Annotated in this window: 27 protein-coding genes; 21 read left to right on the top strand and 6 right to left on the bottom strand. The window is 64.7% G+C overall.

Going from position 1 to position 23,473, the window contains the following annotated elements:
• Positions 1-13: 13 nt before the first annotated feature.
• From QAZ47_RS12090 to QAZ47_RS12075, 4 genes are all read left to right on the top strand, one after another.
• Positions 14-667, top strand: a complete 654-nt coding sequence (locus tag QAZ47_RS12090; RefSeq protein ID WP_278233386.1) for a TetR/AcrR family transcriptional regulator — start codon at positions 14-16, stop codon at positions 665-667.
• A 43-nt stretch (positions 668-710) separates the two neighbouring features.
• Positions 711-1,742: a histone deacetylase family protein gene (locus tag QAZ47_RS12085; protein ID WP_278233385.1), complete on the top strand. Its 1,032-nt coding sequence runs from the start codon at positions 711-713 to the stop codon at positions 1,740-1,742.
• Positions 1,743-2,166: 424 nt separating this feature from the next.
• Entirely contained in the window at positions 2,167-2,877 is a 711-nt protein-coding gene (locus tag QAZ47_RS12080) for a LuxR family transcriptional regulator (protein WP_278233384.1), read from the top strand.
• A complete protein-coding gene (locus tag QAZ47_RS12075) occupies positions 2,874-3,644 on the top strand; it encodes a LuxR C-terminal-related transcriptional regulator (protein ID WP_278233383.1) in 771 nt (256 codons plus the stop codon). The genes QAZ47_RS12080 and QAZ47_RS12075 overlap by 4 nt, the downstream gene beginning before the upstream one ends.
• Positions 3,645-3,682: 38 nt before the next feature.
• Here QAZ47_RS12075 and QAZ47_RS12070 read toward each other — a convergent pair whose 3' ends face one another.
• The 6 genes from QAZ47_RS12070 to motA are packed head-to-tail and all read right to left on the bottom strand — an operon-like array spanning position 3,683 to position 8,570.
• On the bottom strand, positions 3,683-4,120 hold the full coding sequence (locus QAZ47_RS12070; protein ID WP_278233382.1) for a hypothetical protein: 438 nt from the start codon (positions 4,118-4,120) through the stop codon (positions 3,683-3,685).
• 20 nt (positions 4,121-4,140) lie between these two features.
• Positions 4,141-5,223 carry a flagellar biosynthesis protein FlhB gene (gene flhB, locus QAZ47_RS12065; RefSeq protein WP_278206956.1) on the bottom strand — a complete coding sequence of 361 codons (1,083 nt, stop codon included), beginning with the start codon at positions 5,221-5,223 and terminating at the stop codon, positions 4,141-4,143.
• A 24-nt stretch (positions 5,224-5,247) separates the two neighbouring features.
• The gene (locus QAZ47_RS12060; protein WP_278233381.1) at positions 5,248-6,264 is read right to left on the bottom strand and encodes a flagellar motor switch protein FliG; all 1,017 of its coding nucleotides are present in this window, start codon (positions 6,262-6,264) and stop codon (positions 5,248-5,250) included.
• Between the two features lie 43 nt (positions 6,265-6,307).
• Positions 6,308-6,694: a flagellar motor switch protein FliN gene (gene fliN / locus QAZ47_RS12055; protein WP_278074472.1), complete on the bottom strand. Its 387-nt coding sequence runs from the start codon at positions 6,692-6,694 to the stop codon at positions 6,308-6,310.
• Positions 6,695-6,724: 30 nt separating this feature from the next.
• Positions 6,725-7,660, bottom strand: coding sequence for a FliM/FliN family flagellar motor switch protein (locus QAZ47_RS12050; RefSeq protein WP_347405179.1), 936 nt, complete (start codon positions 7,658-7,660; stop codon positions 6,725-6,727).
• Positions 7,661-7,694: 34 nt separating this feature from the next.
• On the bottom strand, positions 7,695-8,570 hold the full coding sequence (gene motA / locus QAZ47_RS12045) for a flagellar motor stator protein MotA (RefSeq protein ID WP_278233380.1): 876 nt from the start codon (positions 8,568-8,570) through the stop codon (positions 7,695-7,697).
• Positions 8,571-8,718: 148 nt separating this feature from the next.
• Here motA and QAZ47_RS12040 point away from each other — a divergent pair, with 148 nt between their 5' ends.
• From QAZ47_RS12040 to fliF, 17 genes are all read left to right on the top strand, one after another.
• Complete coding sequence (locus QAZ47_RS12040) at positions 8,719-9,840, top strand: DUF1217 domain-containing protein (protein ID WP_278233379.1); 1,122 nt, start codon at positions 8,719-8,721, stop codon at positions 9,838-9,840.
• Between the two features lie 7 nt (positions 9,841-9,847).
• Positions 9,848-10,570 carry a flagellar basal-body rod protein FlgF gene (gene flgF / locus QAZ47_RS12035; protein WP_278074476.1) on the top strand — a complete coding sequence of 241 codons (723 nt, stop codon included), beginning with the start codon at positions 9,848-9,850 and terminating at the stop codon, positions 10,568-10,570.
• A 4-nt stretch (positions 10,571-10,574) separates the two neighbouring features.
• On the top strand, positions 10,575-11,981 hold the full coding sequence (gene fliI / locus QAZ47_RS12030) for a flagellar protein export ATPase FliI (protein ID WP_278233378.1): 1,407 nt from the start codon (positions 10,575-10,577) through the stop codon (positions 11,979-11,981).
• Complete coding sequence (locus QAZ47_RS12025) at positions 11,962-12,621, top strand: hypothetical protein (protein ID WP_278233377.1); 660 nt, start codon at positions 11,962-11,964, stop codon at positions 12,619-12,621. Before fliI ends, QAZ47_RS12025 begins: the two co-directional genes overlap by 20 nt.
• Before the next feature lie 89 nt (positions 12,622-12,710).
• Positions 12,711-13,091: a flagellar basal body rod protein FlgB gene (flgB, locus tag QAZ47_RS12020; protein ID WP_278233376.1), complete on the top strand. Its 381-nt coding sequence runs from the start codon at positions 12,711-12,713 to the stop codon at positions 13,089-13,091.
• Between the two features lie 2 nt (positions 13,092-13,093).
• Positions 13,094-13,510, top strand: a complete 417-nt coding sequence (gene flgC / locus QAZ47_RS12015) for a flagellar basal body rod protein FlgC (RefSeq protein WP_278074480.1) — start codon at positions 13,094-13,096, stop codon at positions 13,508-13,510.
• Positions 13,510-13,839 carry a flagellar hook-basal body complex protein FliE gene (locus QAZ47_RS12010; RefSeq protein ID WP_278233375.1) on the top strand — a complete coding sequence of 110 codons (330 nt, stop codon included), beginning with the start codon at positions 13,510-13,512 and terminating at the stop codon, positions 13,837-13,839. The genes flgC and QAZ47_RS12010 overlap by 1 nt, the downstream gene beginning before the upstream one ends.
• Positions 13,840-13,848: 9 nt before the next feature.
• Complete coding sequence (flgG, locus tag QAZ47_RS12005; protein ID WP_278074482.1) at positions 13,849-14,637, top strand: flagellar basal-body rod protein FlgG; 789 nt, start codon at positions 13,849-13,851, stop codon at positions 14,635-14,637.
• Positions 14,638-14,642: 5 nt separating this feature from the next.
• Positions 14,643-15,173, top strand: a complete 531-nt coding sequence (flgA, locus tag QAZ47_RS12000; protein WP_278206947.1) for a flagellar basal body P-ring formation chaperone FlgA — start codon at positions 14,643-14,645, stop codon at positions 15,171-15,173.
• A gap of 149 nt (positions 15,174-15,322) precedes the next feature.
• On the top strand, positions 15,323-16,411 hold the full coding sequence (locus QAZ47_RS11995; protein ID WP_278233797.1) for a flagellar basal body P-ring protein FlgI: 1,089 nt from the start codon (positions 15,323-15,325) through the stop codon (positions 16,409-16,411).
• Positions 16,412-16,491: 80 nt separating this feature from the next.
• Positions 16,492-17,022, top strand: a complete 531-nt coding sequence (locus QAZ47_RS11990) for a MotE family protein (protein ID WP_278233374.1) — start codon at positions 16,492-16,494, stop codon at positions 17,020-17,022.
• Positions 17,019-17,723, top strand: coding sequence for a flagellar basal body L-ring protein FlgH (gene flgH / locus QAZ47_RS11985; RefSeq protein WP_278233373.1), 705 nt, complete (start codon positions 17,019-17,021; stop codon positions 17,721-17,723). Before QAZ47_RS11990 ends, flgH begins: the two co-directional genes overlap by 4 nt.
• An 18-nt stretch (positions 17,724-17,741) precedes the next feature.
• Positions 17,742-18,236 (top strand): flagellar basal body-associated FliL family protein, encoded by a 495-nt coding sequence (locus QAZ47_RS11980; RefSeq protein WP_278233372.1) that lies wholly within the window; start codon positions 17,742-17,744, stop codon positions 18,234-18,236.
• Positions 18,233-18,964: a flagellar type III secretion system pore protein FliP gene (fliP, locus tag QAZ47_RS11975; protein ID WP_278206944.1), complete on the top strand. Its 732-nt coding sequence runs from the start codon at positions 18,233-18,235 to the stop codon at positions 18,962-18,964. The genes QAZ47_RS11980 and fliP overlap by 4 nt, the downstream gene beginning before the upstream one ends.
• A gap of 252 nt (positions 18,965-19,216) precedes the next feature.
• Positions 19,217-20,203 (top strand): flagellin, encoded by a 987-nt coding sequence (locus QAZ47_RS11970; protein WP_278206943.1) that lies wholly within the window; start codon positions 19,217-19,219, stop codon positions 20,201-20,203.
• Positions 20,204-20,563: 360 nt separating this feature from the next.
• Positions 20,564-21,634, top strand: coding sequence for a flagellin (locus QAZ47_RS11965; RefSeq protein WP_278206942.1), 1,071 nt, complete (start codon positions 20,564-20,566; stop codon positions 21,632-21,634).
• A 179-nt stretch (positions 21,635-21,813) separates the two neighbouring features.
• Positions 21,814-23,472: a flagellar basal-body MS-ring/collar protein FliF gene (gene fliF, locus QAZ47_RS11960; RefSeq protein WP_278233371.1), complete on the top strand. Its 1,659-nt coding sequence runs from the start codon at positions 21,814-21,816 to the stop codon at positions 23,470-23,472.
• Position 23,473: the final 1 nt, after the last annotated feature.

Genomic DNA, 23,473 nt, shown 5'->3' with positions numbered 1-23,473 from the left:
AGGGGACCGAAAAGTGAAGCGCAGTCTCGACCGCAAGACCAGGATAGCGCTCGAACCGCGCAAGCAGCCGCGGCAAAAACGGTCGAGCAAGGTGGTCGACAGGATTCTCGACGCGGCGCTGATCCTGACGCGGGAACAGGGAACCAGGACACCGACGACGCTTGCCATCGCGCAGCGCGCGGGGCTGTCGGTCGGTTCGGTCTATCAGTACTTTCCCAACAAGGAAGCCATTCTTCTGGATCTGGCCCGGCGCTGGCTGTCATCTTTTCCTGAGGTCATCCGGAAGCGCATCAACGTCCCCCGGCCAACTAACCGTGACGAGTTTCGGCGCGAAGTGCGCAAGCTCTTCATCGACACGTCGAGGCTGTATCTGGACAACGTCACGCTGATGCCGGTGATCGAGGCCATATCCGGCAACGCCGACCTCAGGCCGATCCAGGACGAATATGACAAAGAGATCATCGCGCTCTACGCAGCCTGGTTGCAGCATGTGAACCCGGCCCTTGAAGAAAAGACCGCCAAACGGTTGGGCCTTGTGATGATGGAGGTCGGGCACGCCTGCAGGCTTGTCGGACTGAAGAGAGACCGCAAGACATTCGACCTCATCGAGGACGATGTGGAAGCCATGTGGCTGGCTCTCGTGAACCCCTATCTCAACCTCGACTGATTTCGCATTTCCAACTGATTTTTCGCACTTCCAGGGGAATTCTATGAAGACTGTCTTTTCGCCTCTCCACGCCGGTCATTCGGGACAGATGGAACTGGTCACCTCGGCCATCGTGCCGGGTTTCGAGAAGCCGTCGCGGGCCGAATTCATCAAGGCGCGGGTGGAAAGCGAGAAGCTTGGGCCGATCATCGGGCCGGTCGAGCACGACCTCGCCGCAGCCAAGCGGGTCCATGACGCGCGATACATCGATTTCCTGCCGACGGTCTGGCCGGAATGGATCGCCGCCGGTTTCACGGGCTCGGCCATGGGCTTCACCTGGCCGACGCGCGGCTTGCGCGGCGACGTGCCGCCGAAGCGCATCGACGCCCTGCTCGGCTACTATTCCTTCGATGCCGGCGCCACCTTCGTCGAAGGCACCTGGGCGGCGATCAAGTCGTCCTACGACGTCGCGCTGACGGCGGCGGCACTGGTGAAGGGCGGCGAGCGGACGGCCTTCGCGCTCTGCCGTCCGCCCGGCCACCACGCCGGCGCCGCCTTCATGGGCGGCTACTGCTTCATCAACAACGCCGCCGTCGTCGCGCAATGGTTCCGCGATCAGGGCGCAAGCCGTGTCTCCATCCTCGATGTCGACTACCATCACGGCAACGGCACGCAGGAGATCTTCTATCGGCGCGGCGACGTCCAGGTGCTCAACCTGCATGGCGACCCGATGGTCGAATACCCCTTCTTCCTCGGCCATGCCGACGAGCGCGGCGAGGGCGAGGGCGAAGGTTTCAACGTCAACTATCCGATGCCCTTCGGCACCGACTGGGACGGCTGGAGCGCCTCACTCGAAGACGCCTGCGCCAGGCTTGCCGCCTATGCCCCGGACGTCGTAGTGGTGTCGCTCGGCGTCGACACCTTCGAGAAGGACCCGATCAGCCAGTTCAAGCTGAAGAGCGTCGATTACCCCAAGATCGGCCGCCGCATCGCCGAGCTCGGCCTGCCGACGCTGTTCGTCATGGAAGGCGGCTACGCGGTGGAAGAGATCGGCATCAATGCCATCGGCGTGCTGACCGGCTTCGAGGATCGCTGAGCCGCATCCAGCCGAACGGACATACGCCCCCGGGAGGCAACCGGGGGCGTATTTTTTGCGACCTTGCCGGGAAATCATCGGCTCAATTCAACTCGCAAAGTAACGCGAAGAGCGGCCACTGAGTCGCAACACGAGTCCACCAGATTCGATTTTGTCAAATCGCGTTTGATGTCGGATTCATCTGCGGGTAGATTAGACCCGAATCAGCCGGTCCACGGGGGGCGCGGCGATCACCCAAAGTCTCAAGTTCCGGCATCCGGCCGGTACCTGACGCGGATGGCTGCGCGTTCCCTGAAAGGATTCGGCTCGATTGGGTGCTGTGCGCGCCATCGAGTGTGTCTTCGTGAACGTGACGCGTTTCGGGTCCGGCCGTTGGCTTTTGCCAGCACCGGGCACAGGGATCGATTCCGGCCAGAATATCAAGATGAGCAATCCCGCCGCGCTTCTTCAATCCGACGCATCAGGCTCGCGCCTGGCGTCCCGCGGCGATCTCACCAGCTTCTTCATGCAGCTTGCCGCCGACATCGGCGCCGACAGCTACATGCTGGTCGCCATCGTGCACGACCAGGACCGCAACGACGCGCGCATCGTGTCGTCGAACTGGATCTTCGACGCCATCGAGCTGATCGGCAAGAGGCTGATCGCCAACCTTGCGCTGGGACCGCTGACGGCGCCACCGGGCGTGCGCCCCAGGCCCTTGGTCGCCGCCCACGCGCCCGATGCCGGCGCGCTGCTGACCGGCGAGGAAGCCAAGCTGCTCGATGTGCTCGGTCATGCCGAAATCTATTCGCTGAGGTTGAATGTCGGCCGCCAGCGCCTGTTCGTGCTGTTTTCCGCCGCCGAGCCCGGCAAGATCGACTTGACCGCCCTGATGAAGGCGCAGCTCAAATGCTGCTACGCGCTGTCCGGCATCCCGCAATTGATCGCTGCCGCATCGATGCAGGATCCGCTCTCGGATCGTGAGCGCGAATGCCTGTTCTGGGTGTCGGAAGGCAAGACCACCGACGAGGTGGCCCTGATCCTTGGCGTCTCGTCGAACACCGTCAACAGCTACATCACGCATGCCATCCAGAAGTTCGCGGCCAGCAACCGCGCGATGGCGATTGCGACGGCGATCAGGAGCGGCATCATTTGAAGCACGCGCAAATCAAGGAGGCCGCGGCCGCCCTTTTCAACGAACAGCGCAATCCGTTCGGCGCCTTCTCGCTCGGTTCGGAGACGCATCACGCGGTGACCATCCCGGACGCGGTGCGCCGCTGCCGCTGGATTGCCGTCGACATCAACGCTTCCGGCTTCGGGCTGTTCTTCGTCAGTCCGTCGCTGGAGCGCGCGCGCCTGGTCGCCTGCTTCGATTCCGACTACCCGTCGACCTCCGTCGCGACCAAATTCATCTCGGGCGCCAGTGGCGAGGAGATGGTGCGCCACAGCCGCATCTCGACGACGCCGCGCTGGTGGACCGATGACGACATCGCCGGCTCGCGCCAGACGCTGGAGAGCCTGACGTGGTGCGAGCCGGCCGCGCCGCTCGCGCCCGGCACCAACGGCATCGCCTTTCCGGTGCATGCCGATCGCGGCCAATGCGGGCTGGTGGTCTTCCTGGGTCCGGATATCGCGCTATCAGACGACACGCTTTGTGAAATCCACGCGCGCTGCTTTGCGCTGTTCGCGGCGGTCGCGCGCATCCGCCCAGGCGAAACCGGCAGGACCCGCGCGATCTCCAAGCGCGAGCTCGAATGCCTGAAGCTGACCGCCAACGGCAACACCAGCGAAGAGATCGCGAAACTCCTGAAACTGTCGGTGCACACGGCCAACCAGTATCTCACCCAGTCGACGCAGAAGCTCAATGCGGTCAACCGCAACCAGGCGGTCGCCAAGGCGCTGCGTCTCGGTCTGATCGAGTAGCCCGCCAGGGCCAAGCGTCCGCGCTCTTCGATCTATTCTCAAAGATGAGCGAGCGGTTCGGTCCGGCGGATGCGCGCCTGGTCGATCGCGTCCTCGAGCAGGGCGGTGTTGTGCTCCGGCGTCTCGCCCGGCTTCTCGAAGGACACGTAGTTGACGACCACGGACGCCCCGTGCTCGGTCAGCGTCAGCTGGAAATAGACGGTGACGCCGCGCGGCCGGAGCTCTAGATCCAGCACGATGCGCGGGCTGCCGCTCCAGTCGACATGCGCTTCGCCGCCATGGCCAAGCCGCAGCGTGCCCGCCTGGAAGTAGAGTTCCGCAGCCGAGTCCACCAGGTCCGACAGGCAGGCGAAATGCTCCAGCCGGATGAAGGCGATGTAGTCGGCGACCTCGATCAGACGCAACTCGCCGACCACGTCCTGGATGGCGCTGGCGACGATCTGCTCGCGTGAATTGGCGTGTGGTTGCCGGTTCATGGATTACTGGCAGCGTCCGTTCATTGGGTTGCTTTTCGCTCGGCCTTCTTCGAGTAGACGATCCGCACCAGCTCGGCGACGGCCTGGTAGAATTGTGATGGGATCACGCTATCAACCGAAACTTGCTTGTACATGGAGCGGGCAAGCGCAACGTCTTCGAAGATCGGGATGTTGTGCTCCCTGGCGATCTCGCGGATCTTCAGCGCCACCAGATCCTGACCCTTGGCGAGCACGACCGGGGCGGAATCCTCCTCGCGTACATATTTCAGCGCGATGGAATAGTGCGTCGGATTGGCGATGACGAGCGTCGCGCGCGGCACCGCCGTCATCATGCGCCGCCGTGCCCGGTCGCGCGCCAGCGAGCGCAGGCGCGACTTCACGATCGGATCGCCCTCCGACTGCTTCAGCTCGTCCTTCACTTCCTGCTTGGTCATGCGCAGATCGCGCCGCCAATGGAAGCGCGACCAGACGATGTCGGCGACCGCGATCAGTCCCATGACGAAGACGATCGCCACCAGTATGTCGACGAAGATGCTGCGGATGACCATGCCGAACGACACCGGGTTGGTGATCATGCCGGCGAGCAGCCTGCGGTGATCCTCCGACAGCGTGAAGGTGAGCACTGCGATGGCGAAGGCGAGCTTGGCGAGCGACTTGGCGAATTCGACGAAGCCCTGCGCGCCGAACAGGCGGCTCCAGCCCTTGGCGATCGAAATGCGCGACAGTTGCGGCCTGATCCGCTCGCCGACGAATTGCGGTATGTTCTGGAACACCGAAGCGCCGACGCCGGCGACCACCAGGAGCACCAGCAGGCTGACGACGGCACGGCCGATCTCGACCAGGACCTGCCGGTAGAGCGTGATGACATCGGTCTCGGTGTCCATCGGCCACGCCTCCGGCTTTTCCAGGAACATCGCGAGGAACATGCCGAGGTTTACGATGGCGTCCTTGGCGTAGAAGACGGTGAACACCAGTATGGCAAGGAAGGAAGCAAAGATCGCCGTTTCGCGCGAGTGGGGCAGCTTGCCCTGCTCGATCGTGTCGCGGATCTTCTTTTCTGTGGCTTCCTCGGTTTTGGAATCCTTGTCGACCGCTTCAGCCATGGTGCTCTGACCGGATTGCTATCGTCAGGCGGCTTCGGCGGCGGTCTGCGTGGCGGGAAGCTCGAACGCTCCCTGCCGCGACAGCCGGATCGTCGCCACTGCGATCGTCTTGCGCGCGCTCATGATGTCGGTGAGCGCGATGCCTTCCGATCCCTGTCCGAGCTCGGATTCGATCATGCGGCGCGAGCGCGCGCCGATTGCCGACAGCACGGATTCGGTAAGCTCCGCCGACGCGCCGCGCAGCGCGAGCGTGACCAGCTCGGTCGACAGCCCGTCGAACAGAAGCACGCGCGCCTTCTGGGTGAGCAGCGGCAGATCGTCGAAGGCGAACAGCCGCGACTTGACGCCGGCAAGGTCGGGCGTTCCGGCCTCCTCCAGATCCTGCATGAGTTCGTCGAGCTCGGGCTTGGCCATTTCGTTGAGCACGCTGGCGACGCGCTCCTGGCCGACCGACGTGTCCCTGCTCGCCTTTTGCGAAAGCACGCTGACGCGCAGCTGGTTTTCGACGATCCTTGTTGCCGCGTCGGGAATGTTGGCCATCGTCACCATGCGCTTGATGATCTGGCTGCGTATCGGCTTTTCCATCGTCAGCAGCACATTGGCCGCGGTCTGCGGCGCGAGCTTCGACAGCACCATGGCGGACGTCTGCGGATGCTCGCCGGTGAGGAAGGTGCCGAGGCGCGCGGGCTCGAGCTTTTCGAGATCCGGCCAGATCGGCGGCGGCCCTTCCGGCGTCGGCTCGAATTTCTTGTCGCCCATGATGGCGCTCATTTCCTCGGGGGAGAGCGACTCGTTGAGGATCGTGTCCATCCTGTCAGCGGAGTCGAGCAGGCCGGCGCCCTCGGTGAACTCGGCCTCGAACTCGGCGACGATGCGCTCCAGGTCGCTCTGCGGAATGGTGCGCAGCAGCCGGGCGCCCTCGATCAGCGCCTTCAGCTCCTCCTGCTTGAAGAATTTGAGCAGCCGGCTGGCCGAAGGCTTGCCCATCGCCACCAGTATGGCGGCGGCCTTTTGCGGGCGCGTCAGCGTCAACGACGTCATTGTGCCTGGCTCCGTTGCCGGTGAATGCTCTCGCTGTCCATCCTCAAGCGCTCTGCGTCGCGGCTATGATCTCGGTAAGTCTGATGCCGAAGCGCGACGGGTCGTTTTCCAGCACGGTAATCTCGCCGCGCGCGATTCTGCGGCCATTGACCACCACGTCGACCGGCTCGCCGATGCGACGGTTGAGCGCCACTGTCGAGCCTTTCTGCAGCGCCATCAGCTCCGACACCGGCATTTCGGTGCTGCCGAGAATGATCTGTACATCGACCGGGATCGTCATGATGATCGAGGAATTGGCGCCGGCCTGGAGAGCGGCGTCCGGACGCTTCTCCTCTTCCCGGAGCACGCCGCGCAATTCCTCGATGGCACGGTCGAGCTGCTCGTCCGGCTGGTCGGCTTCTGGTTCGGCTTCCACCTTGGTCTTTGCCATGCCTCGTCTCCAATAATCCCAAGCCCGGCCTCAGCCCGGCATGAGCCCGTCGATGAAATCCTGCCCGGCATCGTGGGGATGCCGGATGCGGACCGTGTAGTTCTGCCCGAGCTTGCCGAACTCGCAGACAAACAGCGTCTTGTCGCGCGCGCTGAGCTTGGCCTGGATCTGCGCGTTCTCCTCGAACTCGATCACCTGGCCGGGCTGGAAGGCGGCGAGTTCGCCGAGCGTCAGCCGGGCGAGCGGCATGGTGGCTTCGAGCCGCACGGCCGAACGCATAACCTCTTCCGAGAAGCGCGCCCGCCAGTCGAACTCCGTCGTTCCGTCCTCGTCGGTATTGGCGGTGGCGCCGCGCGCCGCCAGAAGGAGGCGCTGCGGGATCATGACCGTCACGGTGCCGGTGTCGGTCGGCGTCGAGATGCCGTAGACGATGCGAACCGCCGCGCCATCGCGCAGCACACGCCGTCTTGCCTCGTTGCCGGACATCGCCCGGGGGACCGGCAGGCGCAAGTTTAGAGAGCGCCTGTCCGATCCGTTCAGCGCCACCGCGACCTCCTGGAAGACGCTGGTCGCGACGTCGGTCTCGATCTGCGACAGGTCGCGCTCGATCGGCGCCACCGGCTGGTCCGGGTCGCCGCCGAACAGGGCGCTGACCATGACGGCGATCGCCGGCGCGTCCATGACCAGCGTCATGGCGTCGGCCGAGGTCGGCGAGGAGACGATGGTCATGGCGAAGGTTTCGCCGGCGCGTATGCGCGCATCGGGCACCCGACCCACTTCCACCGCTTGCAGGTCGACCGTGACCGGCGCACCAAGGTCGCCGGAAAGGGCTTTCTGCAGCAGCGGCAGCGAGCGTTCGGCCATGCCGCGACCGACGCCGATCACCTGCGCGGCCTCGCCGCTGTCGCCGACGAGACGCTCGATGATCAAGGCCCGGGTTTGCGACGGACTGCCCGGACTGGTCATGACGGCAGGCGGCCCTGGCTGAAATTCTGCATGCTCAGGCCGCCTTCTTCTCGGCGCTGCCCGTGTTCATCGTACTCTGCTCGACGGCATCGATCGTCGGGCGCTCATAGGACGAGATGGTCTTGCGGCCGAACTCGATGGCGACCTGCGGCAAGGCGCCGTTCATATAGGCGAGCAGCGTCTGCTTGACGATGATGTAGAGGCGATTCTTCTTCTCGCGCACCGTCTTGATCTTGGTGGCGACCGGACCGACCACTGCATAGGAGAGGAAGATGCCGAGGAAGGTTCCGACCAGCGCCGCGCCGATCAGGCCGCCGAGGATTTCCGGCGATTGATCGAGCGCGCCCATCGCCTTCACCACGCCGAGCACTGCGGCGACGATGCCGAGCGCCGGCAGGCCGTCGCCGACCGCGACCATCGCGTGATAGGCCTTCAGCTTGTCGGTGCGGATCGTCTGGATCTCCTCGTCCATCAGCGCCTCGATCTCGTGCGAGCGCGCGTTGCCGATGATGATGATGCGGCAATAGTCGCAGATGAAATGCGTCAGCTCGTGGTTCTTGAGCACGGTCGGGAAAGCCTGGAAGATGGCGGACTCTTCCGGATTGTCGATATGCACCTCGACCTCGCTGCGCGACTTCGAGCGCAACTCGCGCATCAGGCTGTGCAGGACGCCCAGCGTCTCGAGATAATCGCGTTCCTTCGGCACGGCCTGCTTGAAGGCTTCGAGAATGCCCTTGCCCGTGTCCTTGACCGTCTTCATCGGATTGGCGACGAGGAAGGTGCCGAGCGCCGCGCCGCAGATGACGACGGCTTCCCATGGCTGCAGCAGCACGTGCAGATGGCCGCCCATGGCCATGAAGCCGCCGAGAACGCAGCCGAGCGTCACTACAAGTCCGATCAGAATACCCACGACAGGTCCTTCCGCATGTCACGTCGTGGATCAGGGATAGTCCTCGTGCCTTGTGTGAGGCTTGAATCGAAGCCCATGGACGCGATTCAGTTTCGCGCAAGGAAGTCAGCTTATCGTGCCGGGATAGCTTCGGCCGGAGGCGTGTCCTTTGCTCAATACCTACACCAGCTACCAGTTGATCGTGAAAGAGATCAACAAGTCGATCGACCGTATCGAGCAACAGCCGACGGTCGATCGCGATACCAAATATTATCTGGCCAACATCACCAAGGTGAAATCGATCGACGATTTCGTCAACAACGACCGCTTGTTCAAATACGCCATGAAGGCCTACGGGCTGGAGGACATGGACTATGCCAAGGCCTTCATGGTCAAGGCGCTGAAGGAAGGCGTTTCCGATCCCAACAGCTTCGCCAACAAGCTCACCGACAAGCGCTACGCCGAGTTCGTCGCCGCCTTCAACTTCGCCGCCAATGGCGCCGATGCGACCGTCTACAACAAGGCGCAGCAGCTGGTAACGAAGAACTACGCCATCCAGGCGCAGATCGCCGGCCTCGAACCGAATTCGGACTATGTGAAGGGCGAGACGACCTACTACCTGGCCAACATCACCAAGGTGAAGTCCGTCGACGATCTGATGGGCAACAGCCGGCTCTACACCTACGCGCTGGCGGCCTTCGGCCTCGATTCGGCGACCGAAGACAAGGATCTCATCAAGCAAGTCCTGCAAGGCGGCGTGCGCGACCCCGACAGCGTCGCCAACAAACAGACTAACCCGGCCTATGCGGCGCTGGCCTCGGCCTTCAACTTCGAGCAGTACGGCGAGAACGCCACCACCTACGTTCCGGCCCAGCAGCCGACGGTCGACAAATACATGCGCCAGACGCTGGAGGAAGACGCCGGCAAGACCAACGAGGGCGTCCGGCTGGCGCTTTATTTCGAGCGCAAGGCCCCGGACATCACCAGCTGGTACGACGTGCTCGCCGACACCGCTTTAGCCAGCGTGGTGCGCACCGCGCTCGGCCTGCCCGATTCCTTTGCCACGGCCGACATCGACAAGCAGGCGCAGCTGTTCGAGCAGAAGCTCGACATCTCGGATTTCACCGATCCCGAGAAGCTCGGCAAGTTCCTGACCCGCTTCACCAGCATGTATGAGATCAACAACCCGACCTCGACGGCCGTGACATCGGTCAGCGTGCTCTTCGCGCAGCCGCTCACGGTGGGCATCTCCACCGACCTGATGATGGCCATGCAGAAGCTGAAGTTCTGAGAACACCATGCAGGACAGTCTTTACGTTGCCCTCTCCTCGCAGATCGCGCTCGAGCGCCGTCTCGACACCATCGCCGACAATGTCGCCAATGCCTCGACCATCGGCTTTCGCGCCACCGGCGTAAAGTTCGAGGACGTCGTCTCCGGCACCGGGCCGAAGTCGGTCTCCTTCGCCTCTTCGGGCAAGACCTATCTTTCCACCGCGCACGGCTCGCTGACCGAAACCGGCAATCCTTTCGACTTCGCTATCCAGGGCGACGCATGGTTCGCCATCGAGACGCCGGCCGGAACGGTGATGACCCGCGACGGCCGCTTCTCCATGAACGAGAACGGCGAGCTGATGTCGATCGAAGGCTATCCCGTGCTGGACGGCGGCGGCGCGCCGATCCAGCTCGATCCGCGCAACGGCCCGCCAAAGGCCGGCGCCGACGGCTCGCTCAGGCAGAACGACCAGCTTGTCGGCGCCATCGGTGTCTATCAGTTCGATCCCGGCGACAATTTTGTCCGTTACGGCAATTCTGGCATCGTGCCCGCGCGTGCCCCCGAACCGGTCACGGATCGTTCCGATGTCGGCGTCGCGCAAGGCTTCCTGGAAGAATCCAACGTCAATCCGGTGCTGGAGATGACACGGCTGATCCAGGTGCAGCGCGCCTTCGAGAACACCGCTGCGCTGATCCGGCAGAGCGCTTCCTCCACCGACGACGCGATCAAGACGCTCGGCTCGAAGTAGCGAGATGGCGACCGGCTCGTCCCTGCTCCGCGCGCCAGAGAGGTTTGCCGAGGCCGGTCAGACCGATCGGCTGGCGGCGCTCGAACGCGTCTGGCGGCGGTTCGACAATCCGCAGACATTGCTCAGCCGCGGCGGCCGCGTGGTCGAGATTTCGCCCACCCATTACAAGGTGCGCGGCCTCTCCGACATCGCAAGGCTCGGCGACATCGTCGAGCAGCGCGGCAAGGCCGGCACGCGCCGCGGCGAGATCGTCAGAATAGGCCGCGACGAGGTCGTCGTGGCGCCGTTCGAGCGCAATGCCGATGCCGGCATCGGCGATGCCGTGTTCCGGCGCGGCCCGCTTTCCGTCACGCCGCATCTTTCCTGGCGCGGGCGCGCCATCGACGCGCTGACCCGCGTCATCGACGGCGGTCCGCCGCTGATCAGGCCCAATGCCGCCGATGGCACCGACACACAGACGCCCGGCGCCATGGCCCGCCAGCGCGTCGGCACGGGCTTCCTCACTGGCGTGCGGGTGATCGATATCTTCACCCCGCTCTGCTTCGGTCAGCGGCTCGGCATCTTCGCCGGCTCCGGCGTCGGCAAGTCGACGCTGCTTGCCATGCTCGCCGGCGCCGAGGCTTTCGACACCGTCGTCGTCGCGCTGATCGGCGAGCGCGGCCGCGAGGTGCGCGAATTCCTCGAGGACACAATCGGCGCCGACAGCATGGCCAAGACCGTTGCCGTCGTCGCCACCAGCGACGAAAGCGCCATGATGCGCCGGCGCGCGCCCGATACCGCCATGTGTGTGGCCGAGCATTTCCGCGACCAGGGCCATCGCGTGCTGCTGGTGCTGGATTCCATCACCCGCTTTGCCCATGCGCTGCGCGAGGTGGCGACCGGAACCGGCGAGCCGCCGGTAGCGCGCGGCTACCCGGCCTCGGTCTTCACCGATTTGCCGAAGCTGCTCGAACGCGCGGGCCCGGGCGCTGAGGGCAAAGGTTCTATCACCGCCATCATCTCGGTTCTCGTCGACGGCGACGACCACAACGATCCAGTGGCCGATTCGGTGCGCGGCATCCTCGACGGCCATGTCGTGCTTGATCGCGCGATCGCCGAGCAGGGGCGCTACCCGCCGGTCAATCCGCTGTCGTCGATCTCGCGTCTCGCCGACAAGGCCTGGAGCGCGGAGCAGCGCCTGCTGGTGACCAGGCTGAAGTCGATGATCGCGCGCTTCGAGGACACACGCGACATCCGCCTGCTCGGCGCCTATCAGGGCGGCGCCGACGCCGAGCTCGACATCGCCGTGCGCCAGGTGCCGCTGATCTACGAAGCGCTCACCCAATCGCCGAGGGATCGCGCTTCGGCCGATCCGTTCGCCGACCTCGCCCGCCATCTCAAGGGGAAGCCAAATGGCGATCAAGGAGACTGAGCTGCAGCAGACGGAGCGCCTGCTGCGCGAGATGATCGCCGAGGCCAAGGCCGCCGAGGAGGCCGAAGCCAGCCGCGATTCGCTCATCAACGGCCTGTTCCCGAAGGTGGAATGGCCGAAGCCGCCGCCGGCCCAGTTCCCACGCATGGCCGACAGGAAGGCGGACCGGCGCAGCGACTTCGTCGTCGCCGCGCTCGGCATCACGCTTGGCCTGATCTGCGCGCTGTTTCCCTGGTACATCTTCTTCAACCAGGAGCAGTTCGGCGTGCAGGCCATCAGGTTTGGCGGCAGCGGCAGCAATTCCGGTCGCGAGGGCGGCGGCGTCGCGGCCGAACCCAGCGCACCGCTGACGGCCAAGGACGTTCCCAACGCCGATATCGACCTGCTTGCCACCGGAACGGTGCAGCAGGACGAACCCGCCCCGGTGCCTGGCGACCAGCCGTTCCCGGCCGCGGCGGCGGAATTCAAGATGGTGCATGTCGCCAACGGCCGCGCCATGATCGAGGACGATACCGGCCTCTGGATCGTCCAGCGCGGCTCTGTCCTGCCCGATTCCAGTCGCGTCGCCTCGATCGAGCAGCGCGGCGGCAAATGGGTGATCGTCACCGACGCCGACAAGGTGATCCAGCTTTCCAGGTGATTGCGCCGCGACGGGCCGCCGGCTCGTTCCGCGCAAGGTCCGCGCAAGACTGGCGGCCTAGTCTTGTGCGTACTCGCCCGGAGAGTCCCATGGAACCCGTCAACCTCTTTGACCTCGCCGCCCGGCAGTCGCAATGGCTGGCCGTGCGCCAGTCGGCGATCGCATCCAACATCGCCAATGCCAACACGCCGGGCTACACGGCAAACGATGTCGAGCCGTTCGAAAAGGTTCTCGACCGCACTGCGGTGACGCTGGCCGCTACCCAGGCCGGTCATCTCGGCGCCGCGACGACCAATGCGGGCTTCAACGTCAAGCCGGAGGAACCCACCGGCTCGATCATGCCGTCGAAGAACACGGTGGTGGTCGAGGACGAGTTGATGAAGGCCGGCGAAGTGCGCCGCTCCTTCGAGCTCAACACGGCGATCGTCAAAGCCTTCCATTCGATGATGACGATGGTGGTGAAGAGCTGACCATGGATGCGCTGACCGCAGCCCTCAAAGTCGCGGCATCCGGCCTTGGCGCCCAGTCGGAGCGCCTGCGCGTGGTGTCGGAAAACCTCGCCAACGCGCAGTCGACGGGCAACACGCCGGGCGCCGATCCCTATCGGCGCAAGACGATCACCTTCCAGTCCGAGCTCGACCGCGCCAGCGGCGGTTCGCTGGTCGAGGTGAGCTCGATCGCGCGCGACCCGTCGGACTTCCCGATCGAGTTCCAGCCTGGCAACGAAGCCGCCGACGAAAAGGGCTACGTGAAGATGCCCAACGTCAACGTGCTGGTCGAAATGGCGGACATGAGCGAGGCGAACCGCTCCTATGAGGCCAACCTGCAGGTCATCAAGCAGGCTCGCGATCTGATTTCCATGACCATCGACCTGATGAGGAACCAGTAATGATCGGCGGTATCGGGGCACTCCAGTTCAAACCGACAATCGACGGCGCGGAGGCCGCTTCGCCCGGCCTGCTTCAGGGCGGTGTCGGGACACAGGCGAGCGAGAGCGTCGGCAGCAGCTTCGCCGAAATCCTCAGCCACGCCGCGACGAAGACCGTCAACACGCTGCAGAATGCCGAGCAGATGTCGATCCAGGCGCTCAAGGGCGATGCCGACACCCGCCAGGTGGTCGATGCGGTGCTGAGCGCTCAGCAGGCCCTGCAGACGACCATCGCCATCCGCGACAAGGTCGTCTCGGCCTATCTCGAAATCAGCCGCATGAGTATCTAGGACCGCGACATGAAAGCCCTTGCCATCGCCGCGACCGGCATGAACGCCCAGCAGACCAATCTGGAAGTCATCGCCAACAACATCGCCAACATCAACACCACCGGCTACAAGCGGGCGCGGGCCGAATTCTCGGACCTGCTCTACCAGGTCGACCGCACGCAGGGCGTGCCCAATCGCTCCAACACCTCGCTGGTGCCCGAGGGCGTCTCGATCGGCCTTGGCGTCAAGACGACCGCCGTGCGCAACGTCCACACGCAGGGCGAGCTGACCAGCACCGGCAATAGCTTCGATCTGGCGCTGACCGGCAGGGGCTGGTTCCAGATCGAGGGCGCCGACGGCGGCACGCTCTATTCCCGCGCCGGCGCCTTCAACACCAACGCCACCGGGCAGCTCGTCACCGTCGACGGCGCCAGCGTCATCCCGGCGATCACCGTGCCGACCGACGCGGTCGAGGTGATCGTCAACAAGACCGGACAGGTCTTTGCCCGAATCGACGGCCAGACCAACCTCCAGCTTCTCGGCCAGCTCCAGATCGCGAACTTCGCCAATGAGGCGGGCCTGGCGCCGCTCGGCGACAACCTGTTCCAGGAGACCGCCGCTTCCGGTCCGGCCAATGTCGGCGTTCCCGGCGATCCCGGCTTCGCCACGATCGAGCAAGGTTATCTGGAGTCCTCCAACGTCGATCCGGTCAAGGAAATCACCGAGCTGATTTCGGCGCAGCGCGCCTATGAAATGAACTCCAAGGTCATCCAGGCCGCCGACGACATGGCCTCGGTGGTCTCCAAGAACATCAGGTAACGACGATGGCGACGCCGATCCTCTGGCCCGCATTCCGCCGCGCCGTGCTGGCCATCGCGCTGGTGGCCGGCGGCACGCCGGCGCTTGCGCAGGAATCGGCCAGTCAGACGCAGTCGGCCAATCAGATCGCCGCCGGTCAGGCGGTCGGCGAGGCCGTACTGATCCCCAACCGCGTCATCTACCCCGGCGAGACCATCGAGCTTGCGGCACTGAAGCAGGTGACGCTGGTCCCGGGCAAGCACAAGCCGGACGGCATGGCGACGCACTCGGGGGAACTGGAGGGCAAGGTCGCCAAGCGCACGCTGCTGCCCGGCCGCTACATCCCGGTAGCCGCCATTCGCGATGCCTGGCTGGTCGAACAGGGCGCCTCCGTGCAGGTCTATTTCACCGCCGGCGCGCTGACCATTTCGGCCGCCTGCGTCACCCTGCAGCCAGGCGCCGCCGGCGATCTCATCAAGGTCCGCAACATCGACAGCGGCAAGATCATTTCCGGCATCGTCATGGCCGACGGCACCATCAAGGTCGGCGCATCGTGATGCGCGCTTTCGCCCTTTTGATGAGCGCGGCCATCGGCCTTCAGCCTGCCCTGGCCGACGGGCTGACGCCCAAGGCCAAGCGCGAGCTTGCGCAGAAAAATGGCGGCGTCTACGACGATCCTGAATACGATCCGGCCACCACCACGCGCATGTTCCGCGTCTCGACGGGGCCGAGCACATTGCCGCCCGGCCAGGTCGCGGCCCGCATCAAGGACATAGCCCAGTTGCAGAGCGCGCGCGACAACCAGCTCGTCGGCTACGGCCTGGTCATCGGCCTGGCCGGAACCGGCGACAGCCTGCGCAACTCGCCGTTCACCGAACAGTCGATCCGCGCCATGTTGGAAAATCTCGGCATCGCCACCGAAGGCGGCAGCGCGCGCGCCAAGAACGTCGCCGCCGTCATCGTCACCGCCAACATGCCGCCCTTCGTCCAGTCGGGTGCCCGCATCGACATCGACGTCTCCTCGATGGGTGACGCCACCTCGCTCGCCGGCGGCACGCTGGTGATGACGCCGCTGAAGGCCGCCGACGGCGAAATCTATGCCGTAGGACAAGGCTCGGTCATCGTGGGCGGCTTCGTCGCCAAGGGTCAGGCCGAGCAGTTGACGCAAGGCGTGCCCACAGCGGGTCGCGTGCCGAACGGCGCCATCGTCGAGCGCGCGGTGCCCGCCGAGTTCGACGACCAGGGCGTGCTCACGCTGCAATTGCGCAATCCGGATTTCTCGACCGCCATCCGCATCGCCGACGCCATCAACGACTACACATCGCAGCGCTTCGGTATGCGCGTCGCCGCCGAGCGCGACGCCCGCACCGTGCAGATCAGGCGGCCGAAGAACGTCTCCGCCGCACGCTTTTATGCCGAGATCGAGAACCTGGTCGTCGAGTCGGATGCCCCTGCCCGCGTCGTCATCGACGAGCGCACCGGCACCATCGTCATCGGCAACAACGTCAAGATATCGCGCGTGGCGATCAGCCACGGCACGCTCACGGTGCGCATCACCGAGGCACCGAAAGTGGTCCAGCCGGAACCCTTCTCCAAGGGCCGAACCGCGATCGAACCCTTCACCGCCATCGAGGCTACACGCCCCGACGCGCGCGTTGCCGTCCTCGACGGCCCCGATCTCGAAACGCTCGTTTCCGGCCTCAACCATCTGGGCGTGAAGCCCGACGGCATCATCGCCATCCTGCAAGGCATCAAGTCGGCCGGCGCCCTGCAGGCCGACCTGGTTCTCCAATAGGCGCGCCGATGATCGAGCTGATCTTCTCAAGACTGCATCGTCGCCCGAGACTTCATCCTGGCCGGAGACTTCATCCTGGAATGGGCTTCCTCGCCGCTGCCGCAATCCTTACGCTGGCGGGCGGTACCGCCCGCGCGGAAGAAGTGCGCCAGGTGCTGCCCGGCGGACAGGCGCCGGCTCAGCCGGCCCAGCTCACGCGCGAGAAGGCGCCGGACGAAAGCGAGATCCAGCGCTTCTGCTCCAACATCGCCGACGCCGCGCGCGACCGCCGCTATGCCTTGCAGGCCGAGGAGCTGAAGCAGCTGCAGGCCGGTATCGACGAGCGCATGAAGGCGCTGGAGGCGAAGCGCGCCGAATACGAGGAATGGCTGAAGCGCCGCGAGGTTTTCCTGGCGCGCGCCGAGGACAGCGTCGTCAAGATCTACTCCGGCATGAAACCCGACGCCGCGGCGGAGCGCCTGGCGATGGTCAATGCCGAGCTCGCGGCGGCCATCCTGATGAAGCTCGATTCGCGCAAGGCCGGCGTCATCCTCAACGAAATGGACCAGAAGGCGGCGGCGACGCTCACCGGCATCATGGCCAGCGCGGCGCGAAGGGTTGATCCGTCATGAAGTTGAAATTGCTCATCCTTGTCGCGGCGGCGGCACTGTCCGGCTGCGGCACCGATCTCAAGGAGGTCGGCCGGGAGCCTGCGCTGTCGCCGGTCGGCTCCGGCATCGGCAATGGCGGAGGCGCGCCCTACAGCTATCCGGAGCCGCCGGCCGCGCCGGTGAAGAAATTCTCGCTGTGGGACGACCGCCAGAGCAGGCTCTTCACCGATCCGCGCGCGCTGCGCGAAGGCGACATCCTGACCGTCAACATCAAGCTCAACGACAAGGCCAATTTCAAGAACCAGAACGACCGCAGCCGCACCGCGGCGCGCAAGCTCGGCTACGACGTCACGCTCGGCTGGGACGGCAAGAGCACCAGCGGCAAGGGCGATGCCGGCTTGAGCTCGAGCACCGAGACCAACGCCGACGGCGAGATCAAGCGCTCGGAAAACCTCGAGCTCAATGTCGCCGCGGTCGTCACCGAGGTGCTGCCCAACGGCAACCTGATGATCAGGGGCTCGCAGGAAGTGCGCGTCAATTACGAGCTTCGGGTGCTCACCATCGCCGGCATGGTGCGTCCTTCCGACATCGGCGCGGAGAACACGATCCCCTACGAACGCATCGCCGAGGCACGCATCTCCTATGGCGGGCGCGGCCGTGTGATGGAGGTCCAGCAGCCGGCCTACGGTCAGCAGATCCTCGACCAGGTTCTTCCTTTCTAGGCCAGGAGATCGCTGTCCGTGGCAAATGTCGAGCAGGCACAGCCCAAGAAGGGACCTTCGCTGATAATCCAGCTCGCCGCGCTTCTGGTCATGACGGGCGCGGCCATCGGCATGGGCTGGGTTGCGGGCGGCTATCTCAAGCAGGGAGAGGCGCCGACGCCTGTGCCTGCCGCGCCGGAGAATGCGGGCACCGCGGAAAAACCCGCCGAAGGCGGTAAACCGGCAGCCGGGCCCGCGGTGGTCCAGTTGGCCCCGATCACCACCAACATCGCGTCGCCGAGCGAGGTCTGGATAAGGCTGGAGGCATCGGTGCTCTATGACGCGCCGCAGCCGCCGGAGATGACCGACCAGATTCACCAGGATCTGGTGGCGTTCGTGCGCACGCTGAAGCTGCATCAGATCGAAGGCGCCAGCGGCTACCAGCATCTCAAGGCCGATCTCGACGAGCGCGCGGCGCTGCGTAGCGGCGGCCACGTCAAACAGGTTCTCATCAGGACGATGCTGCTCGAATGAGAAAGCTCCTCACCGCCACGGCACTCATCGTCGTCACCACCTCCGTCGCCGCGGCCCAGCAGCTCGATCTCGGCGGCATCGGCAAGGCGGACGGCACGACGGTCGGCTACCTTATCCAGATGTTCGGCCTGCTCACCGTGCTCTCGGTGGCGCCGGGCCTGCTGATCATGGTGACGAGCTTCACCCGCTTCGTCATCGCCTTCTCGATCCTGCGCGCCGGCATCGGCCTGCAGTCGACGCCCGCCAACCTGATCCTGATCTCGCTGTCGCTGTTCATGACCTTCTATGTCATGGCGCCGACGTTCGACCAGGCCTGGAACACCGGCGTCAAGCCGCTGATGGACAATCAGATCACCCAGGCCGAAGCCTTCGAGAAGATCTCGGATCCGTTCCGCAGCTTCATGCTGCACAATGTGCGCGACAAGGATTTCGACCTCTTTGCCGATCTCGCCCGCGAGCGCGGCCAGACCGTCTCGCGCGATACCGTCGACCTGCGCATCCTGGTGCCGGCCTTCATGATCTCGGAGATCCGGCGCGGCTTTGAGATCGGCTTCCTGATCGTGCTGCCGTTCCTCGTCATCGACCTCATCGTCGCCACCGTCACTATGGCCATGGGCATGATGATGCTGCCGCCGACGGTGGTCTCCCTGCCGTTCAAGATCCTGTTTTTCGTGCTGATCGACGGCTGGAATCTTCTGGTCGGCAGCCTGGTGCGGTCCTTTACCTGACCATACCGCCCGAACGGCCAGCGAGAGAGCTCACCCAAGTCCTGAGGACTTTGGCTGATGAACAACGGCGCGAATTTCCAAATATTATTTTCGATTAACCGTCCAGTTTAGTCCTTTGGTAGGGACTTGCCGCCATAGTCGCCTGCAGATGGCGGGTGACCGGTCGCAACGGTCATTGGCATGATGCCGCACCGTCATACCGGACATGCCGGTATGTCAAAAAAATCCATGTAAAATCAAGGTACGAGTATCATGGCCAGTATCATGACCAATGCCTCGGCGCTGACCGCGCTGCAGAGCTTGAACGCCACCCAGAAGAACCTCGACACCACCCAGGCCCGCATCTCGACGGGTTATCGCGTCTCGCAGGCTTCGGACAACGCCGCCTACTGGTCGATCGCCACCACGATGCGCTCCGACAACCAGGCCATGTCCACCGTTTCGGACGCCCTCGGCCTCGGCGCCTCGAAGGTCGACACCGCCTACACCGGCATGGACAGCGCGATCAAGACCATCAACCAGATTCAGCAGAAGCTGACCGCTTCCTACGGCCAGACGGATGCTTCCAAGGAAAAGACCCAGGTCGAAATCAAGGCCCTTCAGGACCAGCTGAAGGCCTATGCGGATGGCGCCACCTTCTCCGGCACCAACATGCTGTCGGTATCGACGGCTACGGGCACGGCGGCGGACGTCAAGATCGTCTCGGCCTTCAACCGCAGCGCCACCGGCGCGGTCTCGATCTCGACGATCGACGTCAATGTGGAAAGCATCAAGCTCTATGACTCGGGCGCTGCCCCGACCTCGAAGGGCATCCTCGACGCGGCTCGCCTCGGCACCACCGGCGCCACGACGGCCACGGCGCAGAACCCGACCCTGGGTGCAGCTCCCGCGGCCGGCGACACCTATTCGGTCGCCAGCCTGACCATCTTCTCGGGCGGCACGGCTGCCAGCGACGCCCAGATCCAGCAGATGATGAACGTCGTCGACGCCGCGCTCAAGGACATGACGAACGCCGCCACCAAGCTCGGCGCCGCCAAGAGCTCGATCGACCTGCAGAAGACCTTCACCTCGAGCCTGATGGACTCCATCGATCGCGGCGTCGGCCAGCTCGTCGATGCCGACATGAACAAGGAATCGACCCGCCTCCAGGCCTTGCAGGTTCAGCAGCAGCTCGGCGTCCAGGCGCTGTCGATCGCCAACAGCTCGTCGCAGTCGATCCTGTCGCTCTTCCGCGGCTGATCGCTCCCGACCGTCCAGGCAACACGATCGGGCCGCGCCAAAAGCGCGGCCCGATTTGCGTTTGCCGATGCGTGTCGCCCAAAAGCGCGCAGCGGTTTTGGCCCAACGACGTGCATCAAACGGAACCTGAAGCGCGTCGCCAGAATCCGTTCGGACACGGCGCGCACAAGGCTCGCGCAACCCTCGCTCCTTAACCTCTCGAGGCTGATTTTTAATAGGCCATTAACCATATCGCGGTAGCTATGGTTAACCATTGGACTACGACAGGTTGTCGAATCGGCCCGACCGGCACGATCGCGACCGATGGGCGGGCCGATCCGGCCTGTATGGCATGCCGGCTTTGGAGAAGGAGCGAGTTTCTTGGCGAGCATCATGACGAACGCTGCGGCGTTGACTGCACTTCAAAGCCTCAACGCCACCAACAAATCGCTCGAGCAGACGCAGGCCCGGATCTCGACCGGCTACCGGGTCTCCGAGGCCTCCGACAACGCCGCCTATTGGTCGATCGCCACCACGATGCGGTCCGACAATTCGGCGCTGTCGACGGTGCAGGATGCGCTCGGCCTCGGCGCTTCGAAGGTCGACACCGCCTACACCGGCATGAACAACGTGCTTGACACCATCGGCAAGATCAAGACCAAGCTTTTGTCGGCCGTCGGCCAGTCGGATGCCAACAAGGCAAAGACGCAGAGCGAAATCACAGCGCTTCAGGCGCAGATGAAGTCCTTTGCCGATGCCGCCACCTTCTCCGGATCGAATTTCCTCTCGGTGACGTCCAAGCAGGTCGCCGCCGCCAATGACGGCGTCCAGCCCGACGCCAAGATCGTTTCCTCGTTCAACCGTTCCTCGTCGGGCGCCATCTCGCTCGGAACCATCGACATCGATGTCGAGAGCACCAAGCTGTTCGATTCCGGCCTCGCCACCGACGTCAAGAATTTCGGCATCCTCGACCGCCAGACCTCGATCTACTCCACGGCCGCGGACCAGTCCGCGTACGATGCCGCCTATGCGGCCGCGATCGCCGGCGGCGCCACCGACATCGCCGCCAACACCGCCGGCCAGGGCGCCGTGACCGGCACGCCCGTCAAGATCGACAACATCTCCGCCTACAATCTCGACATCACGGCGACGGGCGTGACCGACGACATCATCACGCAGATGGTCACCAAGATCGACAACGTCATGAGTCAGCTCACCGACGCCGCCACCGTGCTCGGCGCCGCCAAGAGCTCGATCGACCTGCAGAAGACCTTCACGCAGAGCCTGATGGACTCCATCGACCGCGGCGTCGGCCAGCTCGTCGATGCCGACATGAACAAGGAATCGACCCGCCTCCAGGCGCTCCAGGTCCAGCAGCAGCTCGGCATCCAGTCCCTGTCGATCGCCAACAGCTCCTCGCAGTCGATCCTGCAGCTATTCAAGAACGGCTGAGCCGCCCGATCACCATCGACCGACGAAAGGCCGCGTCCGAAGCGCGGCCTTTTTCGTCGGCCGGGAAGAAATCGCCGCTTCAGTTCTTTGCAGGCTCCTCGGCGGCACGCCCTATCATCCTCGCACAAGCTTCGCGGTCTAGTCTTCCGGCGGACAGTCATGCTGGGAGCGGTTGAATCGTGCCGGAACAGATCCAGGGCCTCATCGCGAATCTGCGGGGATTCGGCGTCAGGCGTCTCGCTCTCATGGGCGGCATCGCCGCGCTGGTCATGGCCGTCATCGGCGTCGCCTCGGTCTACCTCAACCGTCCGGCCTACGAGACGCTCTATGTCGGGCTCGACCGCAACGACGTGAACCAGATCGGCCTGGTGCTGGGAGAAGCCGGCATCGGCTTCGATGTCGGCGCGGACGGAACCTCGGTGCTGGTGCCGGCCGGCACCACCGCGCAGGCGCGCATGCTGCTCGCCGAAAAGGGCCTGCCGACCAGCGCCAACGCCGGCTACGAGCTGTTCGACAATGTCGGCTCGCTCGGCCTGACGTCCTTCATGCAGCAGATCACCCGTGTGCGGGCGCTGGAAGGCGAGATCGCGCGCACCATCCAGTCGATCGCCGGCGTCAAGGCGGCGCGCGTCCACATCGTCATGTCCGAGCGCGCCAATTTCCGCCGCGACGAGCAGCAGCCCTCGGCTTCGGTCGTCATCCGCTACGCCGGCGCCGATGCCGAGAAGAGCGCGCAGTCGATCCGCCACCTGGTTGCAGCCGCCGTTCCCGGCCTGTCGGCCGACAAGGTCACCGTGCTCGATTCCAACGGCAATCTGCTTGCCGCCGGCGACGACACCTCCAACACCAGCGCCGCCCGCACGCTCGGCGTCGAGCAGACGGTCGAGGCGCAGATCGGCGACAACATCCGCCGGGCGCTGACGCCCTATCTCGGCCCCGACAATTTCCGCGCCAGCGTCAAGGCCGACGTCAACACCGACACCCGCCAGACCGAAGAGACGATCTTCGATCCCGAATCCCGCGTCGAGCGTTCGGTGCAGTCGGTGCGCACCAACGAGGCCAGCAACCAGAAACAGGCTTCGACCCCGACCAGTGTCGAGCAGAACCTGCCCGAGACGCAGACGACCACCACCGAGGGGCCGCAGTCCTCCTCGCAGAACGACCGCAAGGAAGAGATCACCAACTACGAGATCAACTCCAAGAAGATCGCCACCGTCTCCAACGGCTATTCCGTCACCAAGATGTCGATCGCCGTCGTCGTCAACCAGGATCGGCTCAAGACCATTCTCGGCAAGGACACCACGCCTGAGCAGATCGCCAAGCGCGTTGCAGACATCCAGAAGATGGTGGCCTCCGCCACCGGTTTCGACGAGAAACGCGGCGACATCATCGACGTCTCGGCGGTCGAGTTCATCGACGGTCTGGATGGCGAGCCGATCGACCAGCCTGGCATGCTCGCCTCGATCGGCACGTACACCGGCACGCTGATCAACGCCGGCGCCTTCATCGTCGTGGTGTTCCTGGTCGCCTTCTTCGGGCTGCGGCCGATGGCGGCCGCGCTGACGGCATCGGCCAAGCCCGCGGCAATCGCCGGCCCGAGCTTCGACGATGTCCAGCGCTCGTTGCCAACGCCCGACGCGCCGGTCGCCGCGATCGCTTCCGAGGCGCCGGTCGGCGCCCTGCCGGGCACCCGTCCCGGCGCCACCCCGCTCGATGATCTGCGCCAGAAGATCAGGCCGGCGCCGCAGGAACGGCTGGCACGCATGGTCGACCTCAACGAGGAGCGTACCGCCCAGATCCTGCGCAAATGGGCCGCCGCGCCGGAAGCCGCGGGTTAAG

It is taken from the genome of Mesorhizobium sp. WSM4904 (genome assembly GCF_029674545.1).
Classification (GTDB): domain Bacteria; phylum Pseudomonadota; class Alphaproteobacteria; order Rhizobiales; family Rhizobiaceae; genus Mesorhizobium.
The sequence above is the reverse complement of the archived record's forward strand: the minus strand, read 5'-3'. Positions and strand labels throughout refer to the sequence as shown.